Annotated in this window: 27 protein-coding genes and 2 pseudogenes; 18 read left to right on the forward strand and 11 right to left on the reverse strand. The window is 60.4% G+C overall.

Annotated features, from left to right (window positions below; translation table 11 throughout):
* Positions 1 to 270 precede the first annotated feature (270 nt).
* From AMK05_RS35565 to AMK05_RS13610, 3 genes and pseudogenes are all read right to left on the reverse strand, one after another.
* Positions 271 to 723, reverse strand: coding sequence for a hypothetical protein (locus AMK05_RS35565; RefSeq protein ID WP_082935657.1), 453 nt, complete (start codon positions 721 to 723; stop codon positions 271 to 273).
* Positions 724 to 793: 70 nt separating this feature from the next.
* Positions 794 to 1,268: pseudogene (locus tag AMK05_RS13605) on the reverse strand (hypothetical protein).
* Positions 1,269 to 1,794: 526 nt separating this feature from the next.
* Positions 1,795 to 2,007 carry a hypothetical protein gene (locus AMK05_RS13610; RefSeq protein ID WP_064839206.1) on the reverse strand — a complete coding sequence of 71 codons (213 nt, stop codon included), beginning with the start codon at positions 2,005 to 2,007 and terminating at the stop codon, positions 1,795 to 1,797.
* A 350-nt stretch (positions 2,008 to 2,357) separates the two neighbouring features.
* Here AMK05_RS13610 and ftsZ point away from each other — a divergent pair, with 350 nt between their 5' ends.
* Positions 2,358 to 3,380, forward strand: a complete 1,023-nt coding sequence (gene ftsZ, locus AMK05_RS13615) for a cell division protein FtsZ (RefSeq protein WP_064839209.1) — start codon at positions 2,358 to 2,360, stop codon at positions 3,378 to 3,380.
* A gap of 420 nt (positions 3,381 to 3,800) precedes the next feature.
* Here the strand turns inward: ftsZ and AMK05_RS13620 are convergent, their stop codons facing one another.
* Together AMK05_RS13620 and AMK05_RS13625 are read right to left on the reverse strand one after the other, a co-directional pair.
* Positions 3,801 to 5,171, reverse strand: coding sequence for a hypothetical protein (locus AMK05_RS13620; RefSeq protein WP_237352100.1), 1,371 nt, complete (start codon positions 5,169 to 5,171; stop codon positions 3,801 to 3,803).
* Positions 5,172 to 5,207: 36 nt separating this feature from the next.
* Positions 5,208 to 6,032, reverse strand: coding sequence for a helix-turn-helix transcriptional regulator (locus tag AMK05_RS13625; protein ID WP_064839211.1), 825 nt, complete (start codon positions 6,030 to 6,032; stop codon positions 5,208 to 5,210).
* A 90-nt stretch (positions 6,033 to 6,122) separates the two neighbouring features.
* On the opposite strand from AMK05_RS13625, the gene AMK05_RS13630 reads away from it, so the two are divergent.
* Complete coding sequence (locus AMK05_RS13630; RefSeq protein ID WP_064841374.1) at positions 6,123 to 7,013, forward strand: SDR family oxidoreductase; 891 nt, start codon at positions 6,123 to 6,125, stop codon at positions 7,011 to 7,013.
* An 81-nt stretch (positions 7,014 to 7,094) separates the two neighbouring features.
* Here the strand turns inward: AMK05_RS13630 and AMK05_RS13635 are convergent, their stop codons facing one another.
* On the reverse strand, positions 7,095 to 7,295 hold the full coding sequence (locus AMK05_RS13635) for a hypothetical protein (RefSeq protein ID WP_064839214.1): 201 nt from the start codon (positions 7,293 to 7,295) through the stop codon (positions 7,095 to 7,097).
* Between the two features lies 1 nt (position 7,296).
* Complete coding sequence (locus AMK05_RS13640; RefSeq protein WP_064839216.1) at positions 7,297 to 7,497, reverse strand: hypothetical protein; 201 nt, start codon at positions 7,495 to 7,497, stop codon at positions 7,297 to 7,299.
* Between AMK05_RS13640 and AMK05_RS34555 the strand changes: the two genes are divergently transcribed.
* A complete protein-coding gene (locus AMK05_RS34555) occupies positions 7,490 to 7,795 on the forward strand; it encodes a hypothetical protein (RefSeq protein WP_143535833.1) in 306 nt (101 codons plus the stop codon). The two genes, AMK05_RS13640 and AMK05_RS34555, sit on opposite strands and share 8 nt — an antisense overlap.
* A 110-nt stretch (positions 7,796 to 7,905) precedes the next feature.
* Here the strand turns inward: AMK05_RS34555 and AMK05_RS13645 are convergent, their stop codons facing one another.
* Entirely contained in the window at positions 7,906 to 8,349 is a 444-nt protein-coding gene (locus AMK05_RS13645) for an SRPBCC family protein (RefSeq protein ID WP_064839218.1), read from the reverse strand.
* 139 nt (positions 8,350 to 8,488) lie between these two features.
* Positions 8,489 to 9,181, reverse strand: coding sequence for a type 1 glutamine amidotransferase domain-containing protein (locus AMK05_RS13650; RefSeq protein ID WP_064839220.1), 693 nt, complete (start codon positions 9,179 to 9,181; stop codon positions 8,489 to 8,491).
* 241 nt (positions 9,182 to 9,422) lie between these two features.
* Between AMK05_RS13650 and AMK05_RS13655 the strand changes: the two genes are divergently transcribed.
* The 15 genes and pseudogenes from AMK05_RS13655 to AMK05_RS36210 form a co-directional block, all read left to right on the forward strand.
* Positions 9,423 to 10,424, forward strand: coding sequence for a LacI family DNA-binding transcriptional regulator (locus AMK05_RS13655; RefSeq protein WP_064839222.1), 1,002 nt, complete (start codon positions 9,423 to 9,425; stop codon positions 10,422 to 10,424).
* Positions 10,425 to 10,517: 93 nt separating this feature from the next.
* Entirely contained in the window at positions 10,518 to 11,552 is a 1,035-nt protein-coding gene (locus AMK05_RS13660; RefSeq protein WP_064839224.1) for a sterol desaturase family protein, read from the forward strand.
* Positions 11,549 to 11,860 (forward strand): MocE family 2Fe-2S type ferredoxin, encoded by a 312-nt coding sequence (locus AMK05_RS13665; protein WP_064839226.1) that lies wholly within the window; start codon positions 11,549 to 11,551, stop codon positions 11,858 to 11,860. Before AMK05_RS13660 ends, AMK05_RS13665 begins: the two co-directional genes overlap by 4 nt.
* 70 nt (positions 11,861 to 11,930) lie before the next feature.
* Positions 11,931 to 12,875, forward strand: coding sequence for a substrate-binding domain-containing protein (locus AMK05_RS13670; RefSeq protein WP_064839228.1), 945 nt, complete (start codon positions 11,931 to 11,933; stop codon positions 12,873 to 12,875).
* A 59-nt stretch (positions 12,876 to 12,934) separates the two neighbouring features.
* Positions 12,935 to 14,140: an NAD(P)/FAD-dependent oxidoreductase gene (locus AMK05_RS13675; protein WP_064839230.1), complete on the forward strand. Its 1,206-nt coding sequence runs from the start codon at positions 12,935 to 12,937 to the stop codon at positions 14,138 to 14,140.
* Positions 14,137 to 14,970: a sugar phosphate isomerase/epimerase family protein gene (locus AMK05_RS13680; protein ID WP_064839232.1), complete on the forward strand. Its 834-nt coding sequence runs from the start codon at positions 14,137 to 14,139 to the stop codon at positions 14,968 to 14,970. The genes AMK05_RS13675 and AMK05_RS13680 overlap by 4 nt, the downstream gene beginning before the upstream one ends.
* Positions 14,971 to 15,157: 187 nt before the next feature.
* The gene (locus tag AMK05_RS13685; protein ID WP_064839234.1) at positions 15,158 to 16,810 is read left to right on the forward strand and encodes a putative bifunctional diguanylate cyclase/phosphodiesterase; all 1,653 of its coding nucleotides are present in this window, start codon (positions 15,158 to 15,160) and stop codon (positions 16,808 to 16,810) included.
* Positions 16,811 to 16,868: 58 nt separating this feature from the next.
* Positions 16,869 to 17,372 (forward strand): hypothetical protein, encoded by a 504-nt coding sequence (locus tag AMK05_RS13690; protein WP_442966230.1) that lies wholly within the window; start codon positions 16,869 to 16,871, stop codon positions 17,370 to 17,372.
* A complete protein-coding gene (locus AMK05_RS13695) occupies positions 17,369 to 18,541 on the forward strand; it encodes a class I SAM-dependent methyltransferase (protein ID WP_064839236.1) in 1,173 nt (390 codons plus the stop codon). Before AMK05_RS13690 ends, AMK05_RS13695 begins: the two co-directional genes overlap by 4 nt.
* Positions 18,541 to 20,895 carry a SpoIIE family protein phosphatase gene (locus tag AMK05_RS13700; protein ID WP_094447803.1) on the forward strand — a complete coding sequence of 785 codons (2,355 nt, stop codon included), beginning with the start codon at positions 18,541 to 18,543 and terminating at the stop codon, positions 20,893 to 20,895. The genes AMK05_RS13695 and AMK05_RS13700 overlap by 1 nt, the downstream gene beginning before the upstream one ends.
* 3 nt (positions 20,896 to 20,898) lie before the next feature.
* Entirely contained in the window at positions 20,899 to 21,459 is a 561-nt protein-coding gene (locus AMK05_RS13705) for a slr1658 superfamily regulator (protein ID WP_064839241.1), read from the forward strand.
* A 7-nt stretch (positions 21,460 to 21,466) separates the two neighbouring features.
* The gene (locus AMK05_RS13710; protein ID WP_064839243.1) at positions 21,467 to 21,805 is read left to right on the forward strand and encodes a slr1659 superfamily regulator; all 339 of its coding nucleotides are present in this window, start codon (positions 21,467 to 21,469) and stop codon (positions 21,803 to 21,805) included.
* 533 nt (positions 21,806 to 22,338) lie between these two features.
* Positions 22,339 to 23,274 carry a sialate O-acetylesterase gene (locus AMK05_RS13715; protein ID WP_064839246.1) on the forward strand — a complete coding sequence of 312 codons (936 nt, stop codon included), beginning with the start codon at positions 22,339 to 22,341 and terminating at the stop codon, positions 23,272 to 23,274.
* Positions 23,275 to 23,511: 237 nt separating this feature from the next.
* A complete protein-coding gene (locus AMK05_RS13720) occupies positions 23,512 to 24,198 on the forward strand; it encodes a hypothetical protein (RefSeq protein WP_064839248.1) in 687 nt (228 codons plus the stop codon).
* A gap of 276 nt (positions 24,199 to 24,474) precedes the next feature.
* Positions 24,475 to 24,597 (forward strand): annotated as a pseudogene (locus tag AMK05_RS36210) (sialate O-acetylesterase); the annotation flags it as partial.
* A gap of 105 nt (positions 24,598 to 24,702) precedes the next feature.
* Here the strand turns inward: AMK05_RS36210 and AMK05_RS13725 are convergent.
* Together AMK05_RS13725 and AMK05_RS13730 are read right to left on the reverse strand one after the other, a co-directional pair.
* Entirely contained in the window at positions 24,703 to 25,029 is a 327-nt protein-coding gene (locus AMK05_RS13725) for a hypothetical protein (protein WP_064839250.1), read from the reverse strand.
* A gap of 593 nt (positions 25,030 to 25,622) precedes the next feature.
* The gene (locus tag AMK05_RS13730) at positions 25,623 to 26,351 is read right to left on the reverse strand and encodes a hypothetical protein (RefSeq protein ID WP_237352101.1); all 729 of its coding nucleotides are present in this window, start codon (positions 26,349 to 26,351) and stop codon (positions 25,623 to 25,625) included.
* Positions 26,352 to 26,418: the final 67 nt, after the last annotated feature.

The raw sequence follows: 26,418 nt of genomic DNA on the forward strand, positions 1-26,418 counted from the left end.
AGTCCGACGAGGCCGCGCCCGGATTCAGGGCATAAAAAAAGGCCCCGTCAGGAGCCTGCTTACCGCGCATGGGTGCTTTCGCCGGATGGTTACACCATCCTGACCATGCGCCCGATCACCACTGCCAAAGCCATTGCGATTTTCATGGCGTCACAGCTAAAGGCAAATCGGCTCGTCGTCAATGCTGCCGAAGGAGGCGACGCCGCCCGCGGGCAAACGCCGGGCGGTCGCATCACCGTCCAGCATCCGGGCATGCCGGGATGTTCAAGGTCAGTCCTGGCCTTGAAGACGGTCCATGACCTGGAGCAGCAGGTCGGCGCAGGCCTTCATCGGTTCGTCCTCGGCGCATTTCAGATCAATCCGGGTGTCCCCGTCTTCGATCCGGAAATGGGCGGCCTTGGACGGCTGAGGTAGACGATGACCGCGGAAACCACGGAAGCCCCTGTCGCCGCGGAAACCCCTGTCCTCACGGAAACCCATATCGCCCCTCGATCCATGCCACCGGTCATCGGGGCGATCTCCTGGCCGAGCATCCGGCTCGCCCGTCATCCGGTCGTCATTACCGGGAGCTGGCGGGTTCGGTGGCGGAGGCGGCGATGGTGGCGAGGCTGGGTCGGTCGCTGCGGGCGGAGTCTCGGCCGATGGCGGAGCCGGCGGTTGTTGGGCGAAGGCGGTGCCGGCCAGGGCCGTAAGAGCAAGGCCTGAGAGGAGAAGTCTTTGCATGGGAAGTTCCTTTCCCGGAATTGAGAAGCACGTCAGTAAACACCGCAGCGCGGCTTTGGTTCATGCCCCGTCAGGGCCTGTGATCGAAATCCTCAAGTCGTCTGTGCGGCGGGCCTTTATGCAGGCGCAGCGCTTCGGTTCGTCCGTCCTGGCGAACGAGGTAGCTCGCATGCACGAATCCATCGTCGAAGCGTCCTTGGATGGTGACGGCCTCGCCCTGGGCAACGAGCGCGCCGCCTCGCCGGCCCGGCCGGTTTCGACAAGCGCCTTGCCGCTCTCGTCCTGCAAGATGAACTTGTTGCCGTAGATCTCGGCGACCTTGCCTTTGATGGTGATGAGGCTCGATGCCGGCATGGCCGAAATCGCCACCGGCGTCAGCGGCGCCATCTCGGGTGCGGGCCGCATCATCTTCATGACGCCGCCGCCCCGGCAACGCCGATGACAAGTGCTGCTGCGGCGGCGATGGGAACCGCCAGCCGGCGCCGGCGTTGTGCCGGCGGCACGGGCGTAGTGCCCTCGGGATGCGCGTTGTCTTCATCAGGCATATATCTGCTCCTTGCTTCAGCAATGGCCGCAATCTAGCCGGCGCCGCCCCTCGTCTGCCTGAATCTCTCCGTTCAGATTGAGTTAAGCTCGGCCCGATAGTTTCGCGTAATCCCTAAGAGGAAAGCCCTGCCCCATGTGCGTACTGCTAGTCGAAGGTGACGAAGACCTGAGCGGCCGGATCGCCGCCGTGCTGCGAACATCCACGACGCTTGTGACGATGAGGGTGATGAGATTGCCTTGCCGAGCGGCGAGCAATCCGCCGCCTGGCAACAGCGAACCCAAAAATTGTGCTCGGAAAAGAAAGAATGCGTCAATCTCTATCCTGGTTCGGACTGGCCGTTCAGCGTCAGCAGGGTTGGCAAACACTTCTATATTGTGGATCAAAACTTCATTGACGCGCTTCCCTAGCGATCTCGTAGGGACGGATGTACGATCCGCCTGTCGCACTGGCGCGGACGGAACAGCCGGCGCGTTCGATAGTGGCTTCCGGGAAATCGCTGCAAATCACCCGTCGTTGATTCGCGATCACCTGTCGTTGATCGTGGGAAGGTGCGTTTCGACCTCTACGCGGCGCCGCTCATCCAGCGGCTCAATGTTCTGCTGCCAGAAAGCCTCGGCCTCCGGCGTGTCATCCTCCCAGTGGCGGATCTTGACGATATTGTCATCGATCTTGGCCAGCCGTTTGCCGCCAAGCCGCAGATATTCATCCGCCAGTTCTTTCGATCGGGTCGTTTGCATGTCGTGCTCCTCCATAGGTGAACTGAAAGACCGATCGTCATTGCCGAGATAGGCCGGCTCTCCCGCGATCGGCGTCCCTGTTATCGGCGCTTCCGCGCGTCTTCCAGTTAAACAGCACGGGTGCGATCCTGGTTCCCATTCATGGGCCGAAACCGGTCCACGCATCCAGCTCAAGGAGTAGCCGTCACGGCTTCCTCCCTCCCTCAAAGCCGCAACCAAGCTCCCTCCCCGATCATCACCCTCCGCGACGTCTTTCGCCTCGCCTCTGCCTTGTTGCTCGCGTATCCTGACGCACGATTCGCCGTCCGCAAACGAGGGTGGGCATGAACGAAGTATCAAAGGAGAGCGCGATGACGGACGCCAAGGGCGGCATTTCGGGACTGCGGCCGCACATTACTGTGATCGGCGTCGGCGGTGGTGGTGGCAATGCGATCAACAATATGATCGCGGAAAACCTGGCAGGCGTCGAATTCGTCGCCGCAAATACGGACGCTCAGGTGCTCGCCACCTCCAAGGCCTCGCGCCGCATCCAGCTCGGCGCCAATGTGACCGAGGGCCTCGGCGCCGGTTCCCTGCCGGAGTTGGGCCACGCGGCGGCTGAGGAATCGATCGATGAGATCATGGATCACCTGGCCGGCTCGCACATGTGCTTCGTTACCGCCGGCATGGGCGGCGGAACGGGCACGGGCGCCGCACCGGTCATCGCGCGGGCCGCGCGTGCCGCCGGCATCCTGACGGTCGGCGTCGTCACCAAACCCTTTACCTTCGAAGGCAACCGCCGCATGAGAATGGCGGAAATCGGCATCGAGGCGCTTCGCCAGGCAGCCGATACCGTCATCGTCATTCCCAACCAGAACCTCTTCCGCATCGCCGATGCGAAAACCACTTTCGCCGATGCCTTTATGACGGCCGACCGCGTGCTCTATGCCGGCGTTGGCTGCATCACCGACCTGATTGTCAAGGAAGGCCTGATCAATCTCGATTTTGCCGACGTGAAATCGGTCATGCGCGGCATGGGCCGCGCCATGATGGGCACTGGCGAAGCCTCGGGTGAAAGCCGCGCGATGAAGGCAGCGGAAGCCGCAATTGCCAACCCGCTTCTCGACGATATCTCGATGAAGGGCGCCAGGGGCGTGCTGATCTCGATCTCCGGCGGCTCGGATATGACCCTGTTCGAAGTCGACGAAGCGGCAAGCCGCATTCGCGACGAAGTGCAGGACGACGCCGACATCGTCGTCGGCGCGATCTTCGACCGCAGCCTTGACGGCAGGTTCCGCGTCTCGGTCGTGGCGACCGGCCTGGAAGGCAGCGCCGTGCCCGCCTCCGCTTCTCAGCCAGCCATAGAGCAGATCCAGACGCGCACGCTGCAATAGCGCCGCCGTATCGTGGCTAAACGTCTGACCGGCCGAAACCCGGTCAGACGAAGAGCATGTCCGAGACATCCCAAACACGGAGATTTCGATGGTCTGCCTGTTTGGGGTGTAGAGAGCATCCGTTGCGGAATCATAGACAAGGTTCGAGATGAATCGTCTCCGTTTGAGAGAGTCTCGAAGGACGAGGCAGGCGTGCCGATGCTCAGTTCCTGCAAGAAGCAACGCTGCGGCGCATGCTTCGAGGCTCCGCCCTCACGGGCTGCGCACCTCAGCATGAGGGGCGTTAGTGGATGCCGCGCCCGCAATAGCGACAGTCGGAGGATGCACGCCAACGCTCAAGAGAGCCTCATCCTGAGGTGTGCAGGCCGAAGGCTGGAGCCTCGAAGGACGAGGCGGGTGCGCTGGCGACGCCTTTCCCTTTTAATCGCTAACGGTAAATCCCCATGAGGATGGAGCGATCAATTCCGCAGGTGGGATCATTTCTTTGAGTTTGACTGGGCGGCGTTTGATCTCAACGGCGGTATAATTGTCACCACGAGTCCATCCGGAGGTTATGTCAATCTTCAGGGCCACGCCATCCGGTGTCAGGCATTCCTTTCTGCCCGCATCCGCAGTATTGGGCATTAGGTCAAACCAGGCGCAAGGTTCGCCAAGCACAGTATCGTTCTGTTTCAAATCGACGTCGTCTGTCTCATCACGGAAACGGCTGCCTGGCCACTTGGGATCAAGCGGTGAACGCTCCGCTTGAAGAAAATGCCCGCGCTCGGAAGAGGCGACCGAGATTCCCTGATTTTCAAGCTCATTCCAAACCATGAAATGCAGAGATCCATCCTCCTCGCGGCGTTCTTCCAATCGCCAGGGATAGTGCCTCAATATTCTCATCTCCGACAATTCCCCGACCATCCTGACTTCAAAATCGACGATAGCTCGGGGGGTCTCCGGATAATCTCTGAGTGGCTTCAGCCAGAACCAGGGGTCGAAGAGCCTCTTCGGCGGGCTTATCTCGGACTGCGAAACGGGTGCACGCTCGAGTTTGATCAATTGCATCTCATTCATCGGCTTCCTGTCGCGGAGCAGTTCCTTTTCCGCAATCTGAATGCCGTCCGCTGTGAGGCAGCTGAATAGGAACGGCCCGGTCACCTCTTCCGAGTCGTTGCGAATAAGCTGCCACCACTCGCAAGCTTCCCCAGCCTGGCTGTCGCCATCCCGCGTTTCCTTCGCTTCTTCGACGCTTACGCGTGGATTTCGCCTGCTCTTCGAAATGTCGACGCTGGTAAAGTCTTGGTCGCCGACCCTGCTCGTCCCGAGCCGAACGTTATCGAAGAAGTTTCCGTAGTTGAGGATAGTGATTTCGCCTCTGACGTCCTCAACCCGCGTCCACCCTTTGCGATGAAAAACCGAGCGCGAATACTCCTTCGGCTCGCTATAAGTGTTCCGAACGATCATCGATGCCGTGTAGTCCGGAACATTCCGGGTAGCGGTAAAAGGAACTTCACTGGCATTGCCGCCGTCGGCAGCGAATAGGAAGAGACATGCCGCGAAAAGTCCTTTCACCTGGTTACTCCGGCTTCCCAGGAAACTTTGCATAGTCGCAGATCTCGGTATGATAGAACGGTTGCCCCGAAGCCATGACCAGGCCGCGGTACGATATGAATTCATGAAATCCCCACCCGCGCGGCTGAAATCCTTGCGCGCGTCGATCCACAGCATGACGGCAGATTTGTCCGGATTGAGGCGATCTGAGCGCTGGGCACAGCTAGTAGGTGAAAAATTCCCGTCGGCGATAGCCATGAATAGAGCCAAGCAGGCACAGCACCGAATAGATTCTCACCCCAACACCCGCCTGATCTTTTCCGCGTCCTCCGCCGTCGCCGGATTATACACCACCATGCTGAGGTCGGGTCGGCCATCCACCTGAAACGCCGAATATTCGAAAGACAGCAGCCCGAGCACCGGGTGCTTGATGTGCTTGACGCCATCGCCGTGGGTACGCACGTCGTTGTCGCGCCACATCGCCAGGAATTCGGGGCTCTTGCGGCAGAGTTCGTCGACCAGAGGCTCGACCTCGGCGGCGGCACCTGCGCGAGCCGCGTCCACCCGGAAGGCGGCGACGACGAAGCGGGCGACGCTTTCCCAGTCATACTGGGCGGCGCGCACGCGCGGATCGAGAAAGATGAAGCGCAGCACGTTGCGCTCTTCAGGTGGAAGCGCGCCGTAATCGGTGAGCAGCACGGTCGCCGCGCGATTCCAGGCGACCACATCCCAGATGGCGTTGCGGATCAGCGCCGGGCTCGGATCCAGCGCATCAAGCACGCCCTGCAGGCGCGGCGTTACGCCTTCCTGCCTGCGATAGCGCACCTCCGGCGGCCGACCGAGGCCGATGAGGAACAGATGCTCGCGCTCGACATCGGTCAGCATCAGCGCCCGCGCGATCCGGTCGAGCACATCTGATGACGGCGCCCCGCCGCGGCCCTGCTCCAGCCAGGTGTACCAGGTTGGGCTGATATTGGCGCGGCCCGCCACCTCCTCGCGGCGCAGCCCCGGCGTGCGGCGTCGTTCGCCGGCAAAGCCGAGTGCGGCCGGGTCCAGCTTGGCGCGGCGGCCCTTGAGATAGGCGCCCAGCCGGTTTTCGGAGGTGACGAATTCGCTCATCCTGTTAGCCATTATACCATGATAAGATCACTACTTTACCATGATAGCGCTTTGTCCGATATCTATCTCCATCAGAACGGAGATATCGACATGCGCGTATTCGTCACCGGAGCCACCGGCTGGGTCGGCTCGGCCGTCGTCAACGAATTGATCGTCGCCGGCCATCAAGTGCTCGGCCTCACCCGCTCGGACAAGGGAGCGTCAGAACTGGTGGCCGCCGGCGCTGTCGCCCATCGCGGCTCGCTGGAGGATCTGGACAGCCTGAAGCGCGGCGCGGCCGAGGCCGACGGCGCCATCCATACGGGATTCAATCATGATTTCTCGAAGTTCGCCGAAAACTGCGCCCTCGACCGCCGCGCCATCGAGGCGCTCGGCGAAGCCCTGCAGGGATCCGGCCGTCCGCTGCTGGTCACGTCGGGCCTCGGCCATGCGCCGGGCCGCGTCGGCACCGAAAAGGACCCACCCATGCCGACCTCTGAGACCTATCCCCGCGCTTCCGAAATCACTGCGATATCGCTTGCCGCGCGGGGCGTGCGCGCTGCCACCGTCCGCCTCCCGCCTTCGGTGCATGGCCACGGCGACCACGGCTTCGTGCCGATCCTGATCGATTTCGCCCGCCGAACGGGTGTTTCGGCCTATATCGGCGAAGGGCAGAACCGCTGGCCGGCGGTGCACCGGCTCGATGCCGCCCGCCTCTATCGGCTGGCGCTGGAGCGCGGCGCTGTGGGCGGCCCTTTCCTGGCGGTCGCCGAAGAGGGCGTGCCCTTCCGGGAGATCGCCGAGGTGATCGGGCGGCGGCTCAATGTTCCGGTGGTCTCGAAGTCGTGCGAAGAAGCGGCGGAACATTTCGGCTGGTTCGCCATGTTCGCGGGCTTCGACGTGCCGACGTCGAGCGAGCGCACCCGCGCGCTGCTCGGCTGGCAGCCAGTTCAGCCCGACCTCCTCGCCGATATCGACCATCCGGCCTATTTCGGCGGATAAGACTCCAAGGCCGGCGCCCGTGGTTGACTAATGCAAGGAGCAGGACTGGAGAACGCCTCTGGCGACTTCGATCTACCGCATTCAGCCTTCATTCATATCGGCGGGATCGTAGTTGACGTCCCAATCCTTCTCCGGCTGCTTCTTGCCGGGCGGGCCTTTGTTCACCGTTGCATCCTCCGAGCCCGTGATAACTGTCGGTTTTGCACTGGCAACGCCGGTGCTCTTCCTGTCGGCCCGGGATTTGGCGAACTGGCCGGCGGCGTCTTTTTCCGGGTTGGCCATCTCATTCGCCCTTCTGCTTCATTGCGTCACTGATATTCTTCGTTTCGGGATCGCGGTTGTTTTCGCCGTGCGCGTCGCGGTTCTTGTCCGGATCGTCCTTGGCTTTCAGGTAACCGCGCGGTGTATTTCCCTTCGGCCCTTCCCAGCGGGGGGATTGGTCGGTCGTGCCGGGGGCGCCATCCTTGGGGGTCGTCATGCCCATCGTCGTTTCTCCTTGGTTGAGTTGGAAAAACCGGAAAAGGCAGCAAGTGTTCCCGCAAAAATATGGAACAGTGTCGTCGCCCATCGGTTGTTCGGAGGTCGCAACCTCAAACAGGGAGCCGAAAATGAGCAAGACCAACGTCCGTGAAATTCAGAAACGCGCCGAACAGCAGGTCAGAAACACCAGCGCCGGCGGCCATCTCGGCGGCACCTATTTCGGTCAGCAGCCCGATGGCAAAACCACTTCGGACAGCAGCAACGACAGCGCTAAGGCCAGGCCCAACGACGGCAACAATTGAGCGGCACGCCCGCCAGTGTTTCTCCTTGCATTCTTTAGGCCCGCGCACCCATCTCGCGTTCGAGGCCCCCTTGCGAGGGCCTCGGGCTCTCTTGGGTGGCGGTGCCAGCCTTATTCCTGGATATCGGGTTCAACCACCTTCGCGAGGTTTTTCAGCGACTCCTGCCAGCCGAGATAACACGCCTCGGGCGGGATGACGTCGGGCACACCGGCCTGGACGATATCCACCTCGGTACCGACCGAGACCTTCTTCAGCGTCACGGTGACTTCCATTTCCCCCGGAAGATTGGGGTCGTCGAACTTGTCGGTGTAGCGGACGCGTTCGCCCGGCACGAGTTCGCGGAATTCGCCGCCGAAGGCATGGCTGTTGCCTGTGGTGAAGTTGCGGAACGACATTCTGAACGTGCCGCCGACAACAGGCTCCAGGTGATGCACGGTGCAGAGGAATCCGTTCGGCGGCAGCCACTTGGCAAGCGCGTCCGCCTCGATGAATGCGCGGTAGACCTTCTCAGGGGTTGTCGCCAGAACGCGATGCAGGCGTATGGTGTTCGGCATGGTCGTGATCCTTTTGAATGGACGGAATGGACGAGCTAAGGACGGATCAGGTTTGACCGATCCGACACGAGATCGATCTTTTCTTCAAGAAATATCGCTCGAAGCCGGATCGCCCGTCAGCCCGGCATGCCTGCCCGCGTCAGGCCGCGTCCTGCTTGCCCAGCGTATGCAGCAGCAAGCGGGCGGCCTGCTTCGATGAGGCGGGGTTCTGTCCGGTGATCAGCTGATCGTCCTGGACGACATGCACAGCCCAGTCTTGCGTCGTCGAAAACTTCGCCCCTTGCTCCTTCAGCACGTCCTCGAGCAGATAGGGCACGACCTCCACGAGCTGCACGGCCGCCTCCTCGGAATTGGTAAATCCGGTGACCGTCCGACCCTTGGCGATCGGCTCGCCGTCCGGAGCCTTGACCTTGGTCAATATCCCCGGCGCGTGGCAGACGAGGGCGAGCGGTTTCCCCGCGGCAAGCGTCTCCTCGATCAGCGTGTGGGCGTTGCGGTCGTTTGTCAGGTCCCAGAGCGGGCCATGACCGCCGGGAAAGAACACGCTGTCATAATCGGCCTGGTCGATGTCAGATAGCTTCAGCGTATTGGCGAGCGCCGACGTTGCCGCCGGGTCGCGTTCGAACCGGCGCGTATCTTCCGTCTGAAACGCCGGCTCGTTGCTCTTCGGATCGAGCGGAGGCTGGCCGCCTTTGGGCGACGCGAGCGTGACCTCGGCCCCGGCGTCGCGAAAGACGAAATAAGGGGCGGCGAGTTCCTCGAGCCAGAAGCCCGTTTTCCTGCCGGTATTTCCCAGCTGATCATGCGATGTGAGAACCATGAGGATTTTCATTGCCCAACTCCTTCGGCCGGCCGGAAGACAAAGTCTCCCGCGTCCGGTTTAACGGTGAAATACGGCCTGCAATCTCATGCTGAATTGGAAGAAATCATAGATCGACTGCACTCGCGATACAAGTGTCGCTCAAACCCTTCACCGACCAGCCTCTATAAGTTCTGAGGCTCCGGTGTATGAAGAGGGACGGATTGTCCGTAGGATCAATCCGATCGCAGTGGCCATTCCAGGGACCTGAAAAGTGAACAAGCCGAATTATCGGGATATCGGCCGCCATGCCGGCGTCGGGACTGCCACGGTCGAGCGGGTCCTGAACGGACGCGGCGGTGTTCGCCCGGAGCTGGTCGAGAAGGTGATCATCGCCGCGCGCGCGCTGGATTATCCCCGCAAGCTCCCGGACACCCATCGCGGCCTCCTGCGCATAGAGGTGTTGATGGTCCGTCCTGAAACGACTTTCTATCAGCGGCTCTCCGCAGCATTCGAGAGGATCGCGGCGACCCTCGACCCGCTGGTCATCGTGCATCGCAGCTTTACCGAAGAGATGAAGCCGGAAGAAATCGCGCGCCGCATCTCGTCGGCCGGCCTGCGGCGCGCCGGTCTGATTCTGGCGGTGCCCAGCCATCCGGTGATCGGCGCGGCCGTCGAGAAGGTCAGCGCCCAAGGCTTGCCGATGGTCCACGTCGTCACTCGCGCCTCGGAACGGACAGGCGAATTCGTCGGCATCGACAATTATGCCGCCGGCCGGACGGCAGCGCTCTTCATCAGCCGAATGGCACGCCGGACCGGTCCCGTCTTTGCGATCTGCCATCCGATCTATCAGGTGCACCGCGATCGGATCCGCGGTTTTTCGGACTATTTTCTCGAACACCCCGGCGCCGGCAGCTTTCAGCAGCTGGGGTTCGGTCTCGACGACGAGCATCTCGGCGCTGAACTGCTGTCCTCGGCCTTGCGGATGTATCCGGACCTTGCCGGCCTCTACAATGCCGGCGGTGGCAATTCCGCGCTGATCAATGTGCTGCGCCGGCATGCGCACGAACGCGGCATCTTCTTCGTCGGCCACGAACTCACCGATTATACGCGCAGCGCCTTGCAGGACGGCGTCATGGATGTGGTGCTGGATCAGGCGCCGGAGGCGCAGGCGCGGCGCGCGCTCGATCTCGTGCTGAACAAAATCGGCCTGACCGAGATCAAACCGGACCAGGCACCGATCCGTTTCGTTACCATCACCAAGGAGGCGCTTTGATCTAATCAGATCAAGGAAGGCTTCGGCATTCACCGGCGTCCCTGCTAATTTCCAGGCGACGCCGAGACATCCCGGCGTCCGGAGGAGACGCCAATGGACGATCTGAAATTCGGCAAGCGCAACAAGCGTGGCGACTGGGCGCCGAACCAGCCTGCCGAAACCGCCCCGCTGTTTGCATTTCCGCCGCGGCTGATGGCGATCCTGAAATGGCTGCCGCATTACTTCTTTCCCTGGAATGCGATTTTTGCCGCCTCCGCCGTCGCTTATTGGGCCTGGGTCATTCCGCCGGTGGACACAATGCGCACGCTCAGCGCCGGCTGGATCGCCTGGCTCTATGCGGTCAACGCCATCGCCGTCTTCCTGTTTTACGGCGCCTTCGAACTGCATCTCTACGTGTTGAAGCGGCAGGAAAACCGCTTCAAGTACAATGGCAAGTTCCCGGCCGACCACAAGAGCAACGCCTTCTGGTTCGGGAGCCAGAACCTCGACAACATCCTGCGCACCTTCCTGTCGGGCGTGACTATCTGGACCGCTGTCGAGGTCGGCATGCTCTGGGCCTATGCCAATGGCTACGCGCCGTGGCTGAGTTTTGCGGAAAATCCATGGACGCTGGCGCTCGTCGCGCTCGTGGTGCCTGTTATCCACGAGTTCCATTTCTTCTGCATACACCGGCTGATCCATACGCCCTTGCTCTACAAATGGGTGCACTCCGTCCACCACAATTCGGTGAACCCCTCGCCCTGGTCGTCGCTGTCGATGCATCCGGTCGAGCACCTGCTCTATTTCGGCACGGCGTTCTACCATCTGTTCCTGCCTTCCAATCCGATCATCATGCTCTACCAGCTGCATTATGCGGGTTTCGGGGCCATTCCCGGCCATGTCGGCTTCGACAAGGTCGAGATCGGCGAGGAGACACTGGTCGATAGCCACGCCTATGCGCATTACCTCCACCACAAATATTTCGAGGTGAACTATGGCGACGCGCTGATCCCGCTCGATAAATGGTTCGGCACCTGGCACGACGGCTCCCCCGAGGGCGAGGCGCAGATGCAGGAGCGCTACCGCAGGCGCAAGGAAAAACTGGCGGCCCGCAAGGCCCGTCTGGAAGTCGGGGGAGCGGCCGAATGACCTGGGTTTCAGCTGGCAAGCTCGACGACATCGAACAGGAAGGCGCCATCCGCTTCGACCATGGCGGCCGCACCTACGCGATCTACCGTGGCCCGGACGACAGCGTCTACTGCACCGCCGGGCTCTGCACCCACGAGGCGATCCATCTCGCCGACGGATTGGTCATGGATTTCGAGGTGGAATGTCCGAAGCATTCCGGCGCCTTCGACTATCGCACCGGCGAGGCCCTCAGGCTTCCCGCCTGCGAGAGCCTGAAAACCTATAAGGCCGAAGTGGTCGATGGAGAGGTTCGCGTCGCTCTGACCTGAGCCCGCGACATAGCAGGCCTGGACGGCCTCCGGAATGGATCGGGCGGCCCGGCGCCCTTGGGAGGATAAGATGAAATCAATCTGTGTGGCGGCCGTCCTGGCCGCCCTGACGACGACTGCTGCCTCGGCCGAGACGATCCGCGTGTCCATGCAGAGTTTCGACAATAATTTTCAGACGCTGCTGCGCGAGGGGCTTCAGGCAAGGGCATCGAAGCTCACCGGCGTCAATCTTCAGATCGAGGACGCGCAGACCGACGTTTCCAAACAGCGCAGCCAGGTGGACAATTTCATCGCTTCCGGGGTGGACGCGATCATCATGACGCTCGCCGATACCTCGGCCGCCACCGGCATCAGCGAGGCGGCCCGGAAGGCAGGAATTCCGCTCGTCTACCTCAACCTCGAGCCGGAAAATATCGACAAGCTGCCGGAAAAGCAGGCCTATGTCGGCTCGAAGGAAACCGACTCCGGAAGGCTCGGTGCCGAGGCCGCCTGCGATCTGTTGAAGAAAAACGGCAAGGCGAACGACGCGCAGGCCTATATCCTGATGGGCGATCTGGCGCATCAGGCATCGCGCGACCGCACCTCGTCGGTCAAGGCGACGCTGGCGGCAGGCGATTGCAAGGGCGTAACCATCGCCGACGAGCAGACCGCCGCCTGGACGCGCACCAACGCCATGGATCTGACCACCAACTGGCTCACGGCGGGTCGCCCGATCGACGTGATCTTCGCCAATAATGACGAAATGGCGCTCGGCGCCATTCAGGCGCTCAAGGCATCCGGCGTGTCGATGGACGATGTGATCGTCGTCGGCATCGATGCGACGCAGGATGCGCTCGCTGCCATGGCCGCGGGTGATCTCGATGTGACGGTATTCCAGAACGCCAAGCAACAGGCGGCAAGCGCCGTCGATGCAGCCGTCGCACTCGCGCACGGCAACAGCGTCGACAAGGAGGTCTGGGTGCCGTTCGAACTGGTGACGCCGAAGAACATGACCGAATACGCCAGGAAGAACTGATCCTCCCCGGCCGGCGTCTCCTCCTCACGAGCGCCGGCCGCCTTTTTCACGGAGAAAACATGGACGGTATGGTCATCATCGGTGCCGGCGAATCCGGCACCCGGGCAGCCTTTGCCCTGCGTGAAGCCGGCTATTCCGGGCCTGTCACGCTGATTGGAGCCGAGCCTCATCTGCCCTATGAACGGCCTCCCCTGTCGAAGACAGTCAACGATGCGGTGCAGATGAAGCTGATCTGTGCGGCAGACGCGCTGCAAGCGGCCGGCATTGCCTATCTCAAGGGCCTGTCGGCTTCGAGGTTGGAAACTGGCGCCGCAACAGTGCGCTTGAGCGACGGACGGGTGCTGCGCTACGAAAAACTGCTTCTGGCGACCGGCGCGCGGCCGAGGCGGCTCACATGCCCCGGTGCAGCACATGCACTCGACTTCCGCACCCACGCCGACGCCGAAGCGATCTTCTCCCGTGTTGCGCCGGGCCGGAGCGTGGCGATCATCGGCGCCGGTCTGATCGGGATGGAACTTGCAGCGGTGCTGCGCGGAAAGGACGTCGCGGTCAACGTGATCGAAGCCGCCCCGAAACCTTTGGGCCGCGCCGTCCCTGCCCGCTTTGCCGAAAAACTGCACGCCAGGCATGCTGCCGAAGGTGTGCGCTTTCACCTCGATCGAGGCGTGACGGCGATCGGCGACGGCGGCGTCACCCTGACCGATGGCAGCCTGGTGCATGCCGATCTCGTCGTCAGCGCCATCGGAGTGGTGCCCGAGATCGCCTTGGCGGAAGCAGCGGGACTGGCAACCGGCAACGGCATTCTGACGGACGCCTGTCTTCGCACCAGCGCGCCGAACGTCTTCGCTTCAGGCGATTGCGCGGCGGTGGCTGAGCCGGGTGGCGGACATGTTCGCTATGAAAGCTGGCGGAATGCCAGGACGCAGGCCGAGACCGCGGCGCGAAACATGGCGGGCGCCGCCGAGACTTTTAGCGCCCTCCCCTGGTTCTGGTCCGACCAGTACGATCTCGGCCTGCAGGTGGCGGGACTGCCGCAGCCCACCCATCGAACCGTTCAACGTTCGGCCGCGGAAGGCGAGCTCGAATTTTACTTCGATGACCGGCGCCTCGTGGCAGCAGCGGGCCTTGGCATCGGCAATGGCCTGGCCAGGGACATCAAGCTCGCCGAGATGCTGATTGCCGCAGGCATCAGCCCCAGCCCCGCAGAACTGGCAGACCCGGGCGTAAACCTCAAAATGCTTCTGAAGAGCGCGCGGGCCGCATGACACAGAAGCTGCTGATCTTCCAGTCGCTCTGGGCCATGGAGCGCCGGCACACGGATGGGCTCGAGCGGACACCCGACGAGAACATCGCGATGATCTTAGAGGCGGGCTTCGACGGCATCAGCGCGCATTACACCAACCGCGGCGATGTCGTTGCCCTCAACAAGGCCATCCAGGGCAGCGGCTTGAAGATCGAAGGGGTCTGCTTCCCGCGCTCTGTCGACGATCTGCGTCTGCCACTGGAACTGGCCACGGAGTTTCCGGTCAGCCACATCAACCTGCAACCCGATATCCGCCCGCGCCGCGTCGATGCCTGCCTGCCGCTTCTCGATGGCTGGATGCGGCTCGCTGAAGATGCCGGCATTCCGGTGTTCATCGAAACACATCGCGACAGGATGACCGCGGACCTGTTCTTTACGCTGGATCTGCTCGATCAGCGCCCCGACCTGCCGCTGCTGGCCGACCTGTCGCATTTCCTGGTCGGCCGCGAGTTCGCCTTTCCGGTCGATGAAGAAAACCACGCCCTCATCCGACGCATCCTAGAGAACGCCCACGCATTTCACGGCCGGATTGCCTCACGTGAACAGGTGCAGATCGAGATCTCCTTTCCGCACCACCGGCCCTGGGTCGATCTCTTCCTCGAGTGGTGGGAGTATGGTTTTCGCCGCTGGCGATCCCGCGCCGCCGAGAACGCGGAACTGATTTTTACCTGCGAGCTGGGTCCCAAACCCTATGCGATCACCGGGAGAGACGGCAACGACTCGACCGATAGGTGGGCTGAGGCCCTGACGCTGCGGCAGCTTGTGCATCAACTCTGGCCTGCCACCGGCTGACATCAGCGTCCCGATCTGCAAATCCCCTGTTGGATCAGTGCAGTGTGCCCAAAATCGTAAGCCTGTCGGCAGAGGTTTGGGATTGTTAATCAGGGGTGCCTAATGTAAATCTTGACGTGCACAAGTTGTGCGACAGTTGATTTGCTACGATATCTGGTTAGGACACTCGACTCGGAGAGGCCCGAAGATGCGGAAAATTCGTGCGGCCAGCTCGGCCCTCGGACAAACACAGGCAGAAGCTTCGACTTCGATCGACCGGCTTTTGTTCTTTGACCGCGACTTCAATCCCGTCGAGAATTTGCTGGGCAATGAGCTGCCTGCATCCGTCAAACCGGCCACGTCCCTTTGGGAGCATTTTCCACAGCTGGACAAATCGGCGATTACGCTCGCTTTCCGCTCCTTGGATGACAGTGCCCAGCCGTTGCGAATATCGGGCGATCTGGGCGGGCCGGGCGCGCACGGGCTGACGATTTATCGGATCGGAGAGCTGTTTGCCGTCGTTCGCTCCGATGAGCTTGTCGACGATGAGCGGGCAACCCTTCTGCATCTGGCGACCCACGATCCGCTGACGGGACTGCCGAACCGACGCCAGTTCAGCGACGATCTTGCTGTGCTGCTGCAGGAGACCGCAGGCTCGGACGAGACCCTGTCTCTGATGCAGCTCGACCTTGACGATTTCAAGCCCGTCAACGACACGCTTGGGCATCCAGCCGGTGACAAGCTTCTTCAATTTGCCGCAAGGCGTATTCAAGACTGCCTGACCAGCGATGACAGAGCCTACCGACTGGCCGGCGACGAATTCACCGTCATTTCCAGGGGCTCGGGACATCCGGCCAAAGCGCATCGGTTGGCGGAAGCTTTGGTTGCCGCATTCAAGAAGCCTTTCACGATCGATGGCATCGCGGTGTTTGTCGGCACCAGCATCGGCATATCCACAGCTCCTCCGGATGGAACCAATCCGGAGCAGTTGATGAAGGCGTCCGACCTTGCGCTTTATGCCGCCAAGCAGGAGGGGCGCGGCCGGGCAAAAGCCTTCGATCCCACAATGCTTGAGTTGCTGGAGCAACGCGAATTGCTGCGCCGCAGCCTGCGTATGGCTTTGGATCAACAGCAATTCTTCGTCGAGTATCAACCCCTTGCCGAAGGCGGTCGCATCGTCGGGTTCGAAGCGCTGCTGAGATGGCACCACCCGCTGCTTGGAAAAATTCCACCGGCGGCATTCATTCCGATGGCCGAGGCCGATGGAATGATGCCTGACATCGGCGCATGGGTTTTGGAGCAGGCATGCCGCGAAGCGATGAAGTGGCCTGAGAATTACATCGTCGCCGTCAATGTCTCGGCGGCGGAATTCTTGACGAGCGGCCTCACGGATCGCATATCGCAGACGCTGGACCTGGTCGGACTTCCGCCCGAGCGTCTGGAGCTTGAGATCACCGAAAGCGTGCTGCTTGAGCGCACCGTCAATAACATCGACACCCTGAATACGCTCAACGTGCTGGGGATACGGATCTCGCTGGATGATTTCGGGACCGAATATTCTTCCCTCAGCTATCTCAAGACATTCCCTTTCGACACGATCAAAATCGACAAATACTTCATCACCGATCTGGAAACCGATCCGAAAAGCCAGACGATCGTCCGCTGCGTCGTCAACCTTGCGCATGGCCTCGACATGCAGGTGACGGCCGAAGGGGTCGAGACGCCGGCTCAGGCGGAATGGCTGCACAGTGTGGGCTGTGACAGGCTTCAGGGTTATCTGGTGAGCAGGCCGCTTCCGGTCGAGGCGATCGGCGAATTCATCGACCGGGCTGAAACATCCGTGAGCCACGCGCTGGTATAGCAAACGAGAGATTTTTGGCCGTGCTTTTTTGAGGGCATCTGACGCTCCAGACGAACTGATGGAGGCTGTATTGGAAGAGCAAGCATCTGGCTTCGATGACCATGCATTGGCGCCGATGGTATCACTGGAACTGAATGTTGCGACGTTCAAATCTCAGTGGCAGTTTTGCGACAGGATTACCGAATATCTCTCCGACATCCTCGGCCAAGGTCACAGCGACCCGGCTCGATATTCGAATTTTCTTTCCGTCGCGGCCAACGAACTCGTTGAACTTGCCTTCCGCTCGACGGGTGAGCCGGGAAGGATAAGTTTCAGTCTCTATCGCGGCGCGACGTCCAACCGGCTGAGAATTGCCTTTGCCCGCGAGGACCGTGAAAGCACTGGCATGAGGCCAAGTGAACGCCAGCCTCTCCCGGGCGCCGGGCCTGAGCTGAAGTCCGACGCGACGATTTTGCTCCAAGATCTGGCCACCATATTCCGCGCCGCTATCCGAATTGAGCAAGACGGTGCTGACGGGATGCAGATCATCGCGGATTTCCCCTCGGCCGAGGATTTCCAATGAACCTGCTTGCCCGCCCCTTCACCGTCCATTTCGATCCGACAAATCAGGAACTGCTGCTGTCCGGCAAGATGCGGCCCGAAAGCCCGAACGAGATTGCCGATGCTCTCAGGCTGGTGCGGCAAAGCTTGGAACAATACAGCGGCGTCATTTACCTGAACGTCAAACGTCTGACGCACATCAACATGACCGCCTTTACAGCCCTTTCCGATATTCTGACGGCACACTGCCGGACCAGGCCGGAACGGAAGATCGTCATCATTACGTCGAGCGTGGTGGCCTGGTCGACCTCATTGTTCCAGACATTGACCGCATCACAGCCGAACCTGTCGGTTGAAGTCTACGATTCGGCGTTTTATCCGGGCCAGACCTTTGTCGAGGATGAGAGCTTTATTCCCATTCTGCGCACCCAGACGAAGATGACATGGAGGCACGAACGCGAGCTGCTGCCGCGCCACGGCCTGCGCAACGGTCTCGTCATGGCGGATATCTGTTGCGGAATTGGTGATTTCGCCGCCCTCGTTCAACGGGAATTCAAGCCGGAAAGGCTGGTGGCGCTCGATCATTCCGTACGCAGCCTCGACTATGCCCGCAGGGTCGCTGCCGACTTCGATCTGCAGGGGATCGAGTATACCTATGGCGACGCCTCTCAGATGCTGCTTCGGGACAATCAGTTCGACTTTGTGACCTGCCGGCATTCGCTGCAGATTTTCAACCGTCCCGAGATGCTGCTGCGCGAGCTTTACCGCATCTGCAAGCCCGGCGGCCGTGTCTACATCACCAACGAGAAAAATTCGCATTGCCTGGGCGAGCCGCATGCGGAAACGATCAAATGGACGTACGAGGAAGTCGCCAAGCTGTTCAGGCACTTCGACATGGATGTCGAGATGGGGCCGAAAAGCCGGCATCTCCTTGCCGATGCGGGCTTCGATGCCATCAAGGTCGATTGCTTCATGGTGACGAACCTCGACGGGGATCCTCAGGACTTCGCCGACATCATCGAAGCCTGGGAAAATGTCTATGCCGGCGAGATGGCGGTCCGGCGCGGCGACTCGGTGGATTTTATCCGCAGGTTCCGGCAAGGGTTCAAGGATCACGTCTTTGCCGCCCTTCACCCCAAAGGTTATGCAGGCTGGCCGATCTGGGCGGCTTCCGGGCGAAAGCCACTGTGATGGGGGGACGATCACTGAAAAGACCGGCAGGAATAGGCTTTCGGGCAAAGTTCATCCTGGTCGTCGGCGGCGCCGTCCTCTTCGACCTGCTGGTCAGCGGCGGGCTGGCGCTTTGGAACGTTCAGAGGCTGTCGCGCGACGCAACGCTCGAGGTCGGCCAGGGTCTCGAAGCGGCAAGCCAGGAGTACATCCGCACCTATGCCGATTCGACCGCGTCCCAGGTGAGTTTGCTGCTGCGGCAGGTTCATAGCGACGTCAGTACGCTTGCCGGCGTGCTGCAGGCGCAGATCGACGATCCCGCGCGCAATGCGGACGTCGGCGCGGCAATCGCCCGCACATCTCCCGGCAGCGTCAGCCTTTCCTACGATCCGCAGGGGAAGTGGTCTCAGAACGCTCCGGGCTCGGTCTCGGTCGTCAGCGTTTGGGGGTACCTGCTCGGACAAGACCGGCAGCCAAGACCCGACGTCGAGAGCGATATCCGCACGAGCGCGGTTCTGGATCTTGTTGCGCCGAGCCTGCTGCAGCACGGTGCTTCGAAGCTGCAGATGTATTACATCGGCTCGAAAGAACGGCCGATCTTCAGAACGGCGCCCTATACCGACCAGGCCCAGACATTCGACCGCCTTTATCCCGGCCATAACGAGGCCAATTTCTGGGACTTCTTTTTCCCCGGACTTTACGAATCCTGGCAGGGCTGGGCCAAGGATATGAAGACGCGGCCGGTCGCCGACGACATCACCCAGACAGCGCCCTATACGGACGCCATTACCGGCAAGCTGATCGTCAGTTTCTTTCATCCCTTATGGACAGCCGACAGGCAAGATGTCGCAGGCACCGCCGGCGCCGATATCACGCTCGACCAGCTGGCGCAGACGGTTGAAAATGTCAAAGTCGCCCAATCCGGCTTCGGCTTTCTCGCCATGTCCGACGGCAATGTCGTCGCGATCAACAGCACGGGCGAAAAAACCCTCGGCCTGCGTTCCGCAAGCGATGCCAGCGGAACCGGCGTGACCGGCCTGGAGCGCTCGCTGAAGGGCAGCTCCCAGCCGGCGATCGCCAAACTGGCCCTCGACCGCGAACAGGGCATCCAGCACCTGCTGTTGCAGCAGGACGGCAACGAGGTTCCCTATATCGCCATCGTGAAGAAACTGCCTGCGACCAATCTCTGGGTCAGTGGCCCGGTTCGCCAAGAGGCGATGCTGCTTGGGGTGGTCGTACCCGAGCGCGAAATCGATGCCTCGCTTTATGCCGCCCAGGCCAAGATTTCCGAAGCGACGAACCGGATCGTCCTCTACCAAATTCTGGCGATCCTGATGTCGCTGCTGATCGTGACGATCGCGGTCTTTGCCGCATCGAAACGAATAACCAGCGGGATCAGCGCGCTGGCAGGTGCTGCCAAACGGATCCAGGCGAAGGATTATTCGGTCAGGGTGGCCATCTCGAGCAAGGATGAAGTCGGCGAGGCGGGTGAAGCCTTCAATCGCATGGCCGAAGAGATCAGCTATCACACCGAAAATCTCGAGCAGCTCGTCGAAGAGCGCACCGCTCAAATCGAAGATGCCAAGGAAGAGATTTCGACGCTGAACGCACAGCTGCAGCGAGAAAACAGACGTCTTGGAACCGAGCTCGCCGTCGCCGAAAGAATCCAGCTGATGGTGCTTCCGCTGGATCAGGAGCTCGAGGACTTTCAGGCGCTCGAGATCGCCGCCTATATGAGACCTGCGGAAGAGGTCGGCGGCGATTATTACGACGTCTTGAAGAACGGCAGCCGGCTGAAGATCGGCATCGGCGACGTCACCGGACACGGGCTGGAAAGCGGCGTGTTGATGCTGATGGTTCAGTCCGTCGCCCGCGCCCTGCAGGAAGCCGGCAACACCGATGCCGTGGAATTTCTGACAAATCTGAACAGCGCCCTGTTTAAGAACATCGTCAGGACGAAAATCGATAAGCACCTCACCCTGGCGTTTCTTGACTACGACGGAAAAGAGATGATCCTGTCGGGACAACACGAGGAAGTTGTCGTCGTCAGGGCGAATGGCGAGGTCGAACGCATAGACACCATGGATCTGGGCATACCGATTGGGCTGGAGGCCGATATCTCAGCCTTCATCAAAACCCGTGAAATCGCGTTCGAAAAGGGGGATCTCATACTCTTGCATACGGATGGCGTCACGGAAGCCGAAAACGACGCCGGAGAATTGTTCGGCATGGACCGGCTGTGCTGCGAAGCCGTTCGCCTGAGGAATCTGAGCGCTGAGAAAGTCGTTTCCGAAATCGTCGCGACACTCATGCTCTTTATCGGATCGCAGAAAATCTACGACGACATCACGCTTCTCGCAGTACGGCATAGGTGAGACATGGCGCCAACGGTATTCGGCATCGAATCTCTGACTGACATAAGCTTGGATTCGGGCACGCGCCTCACCTTAACCGATGGACCGCTTCAGCTTGGATGGAAGCACTCGGGCATGACGGCCGACTTCATCGCCGAGGTCATGGCGCTACCCTTTTCACGGTCGAGAAAAGACTACATGCAGGCGCATCATGATATCGGCTACCTCAGCAACGAGCTGATCGAAAACGCCGTCAAGTTTCGTCAGCCCGGCGAGATCCTCATTGAAGCCGGCATATCCGAAGGAAGCTTCCTGATACGAGTGCAGAACACCATCGACGGCGCGACAGCCTCGCGCTTTCAGCAACTGCTGCATCGCCTGCAATCGAAAGATCCCGGGGAACTTCTCCTTGAGCAAATCGAAACCAACGCCATATCGTCTGCAAGCGGTTCGGGCTTGGGTTTGCTGACCCTTCTCAGCGACTACGACGCAAAAATGGCATGGGCATTCGACGAAAATAATGGTGAACATATCATACTGACGACGACCGCAGCCGTGGCGATGCCGCCCTCCTCCAATCCGTGAGCGACGAATGGAAATCAGCGACGAAAACTTCCGTGTATGGGCGGAACAAAACGAAGTCTATTTCGACGGCGTCTTCCGTCTGGCAGGACCGGACGCCTATGCGCCGATCTATTCGTTGATCTCAGCTCTGCTCCACGACGGGCACAAACAGGTGACGTTCAATCTGACCGGCCTCGAATTCCTCAATTCCTCCGGCATAAATCTCCTGGCCAAATTGACCATCGAAGCCAGAAAAATGGGTGACCTGCTGCTCGTCGTCAAAGGCACGCATCAATACCCCTGGCAAGCCAAATCCCTTCCAAACCTGAAGAAGCTGCATCCGCTTCTCGATTTGCGCCTGGCGTGAGTTGAGGAGCCTCTTCGGCTCTGCGGCGTGAATAGCTGCTTTTGCCCGCTGTCATGCTCGGCCTTTGAGCCGGCATCCACATGGCGCCCGCCGGCGTCGTGGCATGGATCCTCGGCTCAAGGGCCTGGGATGACGGAGAGTGGGGTCGGCCTCTCACCAAACCTCGCCGGCGCACGAGGCATGCCGCATCTCGGATGCTAACCGGTGCTCCGCTGCCACGTTATCCTCGCCGCCCCAATCTGTGATCGCCTTTCGGTGGATCAGGAGCTTTTCCATGGAACGGCATGCTGCATCGCCGGCACGATCCCTCACCCAACCGGATGATTGCAATCACTGGTCCGGACTATAGTTTAGAGCAAGTTTCCGGCGACTCCACCCGAGAATGTCGCCGATTGGAGCTCGATCTTCGCGACGAACTCTTTGTTCAAAGAGCATGCCCGAGCAAGCAAATGTGGCTGGTGTAAAGGAACGTTCATGGCTGGCAGCCCTGATCGGTCCACAGGCTCATCGGACGATGTTCCAAGGGTAGCGACATGCGCAAAACGGTAGCAGTCGGCCTGGCCGCCTTGATCGCATTATATTTTGTCGGCGGCGTGAGCGCGAGACATGAGGTCTTTCCCTGGCCGCAGCTTTCGGCGCTGAGGAAAATGGTTGTCGCAGAGAAGGCAGCGGCTCCAAGCCGGTATACTTTCGACGACAAGGAGCGACTCATCGGGGATGAATCAAAAACGCCTGTGGCCTGCCCGGCTCAAACGGATCGCACGGCTGTCTTGCTGCTTCTTGGCCAATCGAACGCGGCCAACGACGGTGGACAACGGCACCGGTCAAATTATGGCGCTCGCGTCGTAAACGCTTTTGACCAACGGTGCTTCATCGCGGCGTCGCCGCTTCTTGGATCGACCGATACCAAGGGAGAGTACTGGACGCTTCTCGGGAACGAATTGATCGCGTCGGGACAAAATGACAGGGTCATCCTCGCACCGCTCGCATATTCCGGATCCGAGGTCGCCCGATGGGCGGCAGGCGGCGACCTCAATTCCGTGCTGGTCGAAACCATGAAACAGCTTCAGGACTCCGGCTATCGGGTAACAAGCGTCCTCTGGGTGCAAGGAGAGAAAGACCTCGTTATCGGCACGACTGCGGAGGCCTATCGGGAATATTTCCTGTCGATGGTCGACACATTGCGTCAGCACGGCGTCGAGGCACCCGTTTACATTTCGATCGCATCGAAATGCCTCGAACCGAGCAACGGCGGCTTCAAGGAGCATATTGCAGACAATGCGATCGTACGGGCGCAACTGGCCCTGTCAAAAAGCGGCCATGGTATTCAAGAGGGCGTAAATTCCGACGCGCTGCTCGATGGCGACGACCGCTACGACGATTGCCATATCGGGGGCAATGGCGCGGAGAAATTGTCGCGGGCTTGGCTGAACCTTCTGCGCGGCGATCACCTGGCAACCTCGCGATAGCCTGCCCCGAACCGGTTTTCGCGCCCACCAGATCGGCCAGCCCGCACGCCGGCGGCCCGGAGCGACCGGGGGGGACAAGGCCGAAGCCCGCGGTGCACAGCGGCACCTCTAAGACCATAGGCCGGGGCCTCTCACCGGACCTCAGTCCGATGTGCGATGCGCGATCCGCGTCTACTCTTTCAAAACTGCTTACGCCGTGCCGTGCACGACGCCTATTGATCTCATTCGGAGGAAATTATGCGGATAGCAACCTTAGCGTCCCTGGCCGCACTCTCGCTGGCTCTTGCCGCAGGCCCGGTCACGATTGCCGGTCTCGATATGGCCGCACTGGCGAAGGACGGCGGAAACGGTGGTGGCAATGGCGGCGGCAACGGTGGCGGCAATGGAGGCGGAAACGGTGGTGGCAATGGAGGCGGCAATGGAAACAGCGGCAGCCATGGCGGCGGCAACCACGTCAGCGGCAACCACGGCAGCGGTTCGGCCAACAGCGGCTCCAAATCGACAGGCTTGAAAGGCAAATCCTCCGAGGCGGCAGGCAAGTCCAAGTCGGCAAAAGCAGACCGGCTGGCCGCCGCGCCAAAAGAGAAAAACCTGTCGGCGCAGCTTGCGGGCCTGAACTCCTTGAAGCGAAATTACAGGGCGTTGATGCATACGTCGGACCCACGCATGGCCGCCATCTCGGCCTATGCCGTGGCCTACGCCCAATATGAAATCGACAACGGTATCGAGCCTGCGGCGACCGACCCTCTGCTGGGGGATGCGGCGCTGGAGGAGGCATTGTCTTCCGCAACGAAATCCGGTCAGGTAAGCCCGGCGGTCCTGGCAGAAGCCAAAAACATTCTCGGAGTGGGCGAAGCGAACGGCAAGATCGATCAGATCCGCACCTCACTTGAGGACGCCGCGCCGGCGACGTCAGACGAATAGCCACGAGTGGGTTGCGTGAGGTGCGCCGCCGTTTCGGTTACAGCTGCGCACCAGACTATGAGAGCATTTCCGTCTCTGTTTGAGTGACGGAATGCTCTCTTTTTTTGAGCAATTTTCGGGCGCAAGACGTGCTCTGAGAGATCGGCAGGGATGCCCCTCATCCACCTGCCGGCACCGACCGGAGTCGAGCCACCGGCCTCGACTCCGGTCGGGTTAGGGTAACGGGCAGTTACCTGACGCACCGTTCGGCGCACAGGCGGGGTGGCGTCTCAAGCCGCCTTGCTCGACGGAGACGTCCGCTACGACGATTGTCATATCGGGGCCACAGGCGCGGAAAAATTGGCGTGGGCCTGGCTGAACCCGCTGCGCGGCGATCGCCGCCTGGAAACCTCGCGATAGTCTTCCCTCAACCGGTTTTTCGCGCCTTCGCGAGTTTCGGCCTCGGGCTTGCGCGAGAAGCCAGGCGGTTTACGTGCCGCCTGGCTACGAAAATCAAAATAGCAGCTATTCCACCGTAAGCGTTCCGCCCCCCTTGGAGTATTTCTTCCCTCCAAGCGAATTGATCGTTGCGCATTTTTCCTTATCGAACTTCTCGCACATCTTGTTGCCTTTGATGCTCCATGTGCCCTTGTAAGTGGCCTTGCCCCCGTCGACAGTCGCTTCAATCGTTCCGTCTGGTTTATAAGTTGTGATGCCCGATTGCGTCTTTGACTTCCAGTGGATTGGGTGGCCTACCAACTCGCCTTTCAACTGCTCCCCGGTCAAGGTTGCGGCATATGCACCAGGTGCGAAGGCTAGCATAATGAGGCCAGAAACCGTGATCGCTTTCATCGTCCACTTCCTTCTTCCTAAGCCGCGTCTGCCGAAACCGCGATAGAGCACGGCGAACTCCCCGAGCGCGGTGAGCGTTGGACAAGGGTCGTTACTCGCACCAGTGATTCCTATGGTTAGGTCGCGTGAAGCCTTCCTGCGGTACGGGAGACCCGTAAGGAAATGCCCCGCCAGGACGGGGCATTTCGTATTACCTGATGCCGCTTTAATCAGCGATACCGCACGGAGGGGCGCGGCAGGTCGAAGGATGACAGAGTTCGGAAAATCTTCAATTTACCTGAACTTACTAATCCTGCTGCGGAGCCCGTTACCTTAGCCATGGCCGGATTGACGGGTCAACACAGAGGCGGCGCTCTCCGTAAATCCTTCTTTTTTAGCCGGAGAGATCGACCGAGACGATCGCCGCAGCGCGCTGGCGGTCAGGAGCGGCTGCGTAGCCTGGGACCATAGCCGAGGCCCCGAACCCGACCTCAGCCCGATGTGCAATGCGCGACAGCAATCTATCTTTCATCAGCTTAAAATGGCATGCACTTTGGGCGCCAAGGCAGCCGCCGACCAAGATCTTACATTTCGCCAAGATTATCTGAAATCGCTTAAAGAGACCGGCCGAGAGTTCGCATCTCGGCAAACACGTGAAAGAATTGCTCTCTCATGCTGTCAAAGCTGGACGGTAAATCGTCGCCGACCCTTGCCTCAAACTGATAGCCATCGGACGTATCCCTGGTGTGTCGCGTGAGCGAGCCCGAGATTTTCCTTCCACCGCTTTCAGCAGTGTAACTGCTTGACTGTTTATCGTCTGGGCTCGTGAAACGGTTTTTGATGAACTCGCATTGAAGTCCGATGAGTGCTGCCGGCACGAATTTTCGTCCCAAGAAAATTGCGACCTTGGTTCCGGCGACGGTCTGAATGAGCACCTCGTTGCTGCTTGGATGGACAAATATCTTGTATTCGAGACGCGGGGGCAGTGCGTTCATAGGTTCCGCCCATGCTCCGTAAACGGAGCGAATCCGTTTAAGACGCCGCATCCGGGATTCCCGGTCGTAACCTGGAATTTCGTGCTCATAGAAGCCAACATTGAAACGATGAACCGCCCTGGTGAACTCGATCCTATCGGCAAGGTCCGGGCTTCGCGTCTGCTGCCAACCATCGAACTTAAGATGGTTCTCGGCCGCACCTAGCGCTGACAACAAGATCTCCATTGCGCTTTCGAACACCTTTATCTCAGGTTCCGAGAGACCGTTATAGTCGGGGCGCTCGACAGAGGCCGGCCGATATCGCAGCACCGGTTCGAACGGCTTTCGACGCCTTTCCAGCTCACTCAAGCGCTGCAACAGCCTGTAGCCTTCTTGCCTATCTATCGGCACCTCCGCCTTTTATAGAACCGGCTTC

It is taken from the genome of Rhizobium sp. N324 (assembly GCF_001664485.1).
Lineage (GTDB): Bacteria > Pseudomonadota > Alphaproteobacteria > Rhizobiales > Rhizobiaceae > Rhizobium.

Bases quoted from the DNA above. Each gene is read 5' to 3' on its own strand.
- AMK05_RS13630 (WP_064841374.1), top strand. From the start codon at position 6,123: ATGCGCGTATTCGTCACCGGAGCCACCGGCTGGGTCGGCTCGGCCGTC.
- AMK05_RS13620 (WP_237352100.1), bottom strand. From the start codon at position 5,171: ATGGCTATCGCCGACGGGAATTTTTCACCTACTAGCTGTGCCCAGCGC.
- AMK05_RS13635 (WP_064839214.1), bottom strand. From the start codon at position 7,295: ATGGCCAACCCGGAAAAAGACGCCGCCGGCCAGTTCGCCAAATCCCGG.
- AMK05_RS13625 (WP_064839211.1), bottom strand. From the start codon at position 6,032: ATGAGCGAATTCGTCACCTCCGAAAACCGGCTGGGCGCCTATCTCAAG.
- AMK05_RS13665 (WP_064839226.1), top strand. From the start codon at position 11,549: ATGACCTGGGTTTCAGCTGGCAAGCTCGACGACATCGAACAGGAAGGC.
- AMK05_RS13690 (WP_442966230.1), top strand. From the start codon at position 16,869: ATGGAGGCTGTATTGGAAGAGCAAGCATCTGGCTTCGATGACCATGCA.
- AMK05_RS13720 (WP_064839248.1), top strand. From the start codon at position 23,512: ATGCGGATAGCAACCTTAGCGTCCCTGGCCGCACTCTCGCTGGCTCTT.
- AMK05_RS13725 (WP_064839250.1), bottom strand. From the start codon at position 25,029: ATGAAAGCGATCACGGTTTCTGGCCTCATTATGCTAGCCTTCGCACCT.
- AMK05_RS13685 (WP_064839234.1), top strand. From the start codon at position 15,158: ATGCGGAAAATTCGTGCGGCCAGCTCGGCCCTCGGACAAACACAGGCA.
- AMK05_RS13705 (WP_064839241.1), top strand. From the start codon at position 20,899: ATGGCGCCAACGGTATTCGGCATCGAATCTCTGACTGACATAAGCTTG.
- AMK05_RS13645 (WP_064839218.1), bottom strand. From the start codon at position 8,349: ATGCCGAACACCATACGCCTGCATCGCGTTCTGGCGACAACCCCTGAG.
- AMK05_RS13610 (WP_064839206.1), bottom strand. From the start codon at position 2,007: ATGCAAACGACCCGATCGAAAGAACTGGCGGATGAATATCTGCGGCTT.
- AMK05_RS13670 (WP_064839228.1), top strand. From the start codon at position 11,931: ATGAAATCAATCTGTGTGGCGGCCGTCCTGGCCGCCCTGACGACGACT.
- AMK05_RS13715 (WP_064839246.1), top strand. From the start codon at position 22,339: ATGCGCAAAACGGTAGCAGTCGGCCTGGCCGCCTTGATCGCATTATAT.
- AMK05_RS13680 (WP_064839232.1), top strand. From the start codon at position 14,137: ATGACACAGAAGCTGCTGATCTTCCAGTCGCTCTGGGCCATGGAGCGC.
- AMK05_RS13660 (WP_064839224.1), top strand. From the start codon at position 10,518: ATGGACGATCTGAAATTCGGCAAGCGCAACAAGCGTGGCGACTGGGCG.
- AMK05_RS35565 (WP_082935657.1), bottom strand. From the start codon at position 723: ATGCAAAGACTTCTCCTCTCAGGCCTTGCTCTTACGGCCCTGGCCGGC.
- AMK05_RS13695 (WP_064839236.1), top strand. From the start codon at position 17,369: ATGAACCTGCTTGCCCGCCCCTTCACCGTCCATTTCGATCCGACAAAT.
- AMK05_RS13675 (WP_064839230.1), top strand. From the start codon at position 12,935: ATGGACGGTATGGTCATCATCGGTGCCGGCGAATCCGGCACCCGGGCA.
- AMK05_RS13710 (WP_064839243.1), top strand. From the start codon at position 21,467: ATGGAAATCAGCGACGAAAACTTCCGTGTATGGGCGGAACAAAACGAA.
- ftsZ (WP_064839209.1), top strand. From the start codon at position 2,358: ATGACGGACGCCAAGGGCGGCATTTCGGGACTGCGGCCGCACATTACT.
- AMK05_RS13650 (WP_064839220.1), bottom strand. From the start codon at position 9,181: ATGAAAATCCTCATGGTTCTCACATCGCATGATCAGCTGGGAAATACC.
- AMK05_RS13640 (WP_064839216.1), bottom strand. From the start codon at position 7,497: ATGGGCATGACGACCCCCAAGGATGGCGCCCCCGGCACGACCGACCAA.
- AMK05_RS34555 (WP_143535833.1), top strand. From the start codon at position 7,490: ATGCCCATCGTCGTTTCTCCTTGGTTGAGTTGGAAAAACCGGAAAAGG.
- AMK05_RS13700 (WP_094447803.1), top strand. From the start codon at position 18,541: ATGGGGGGACGATCACTGAAAAGACCGGCAGGAATAGGCTTTCGGGCA.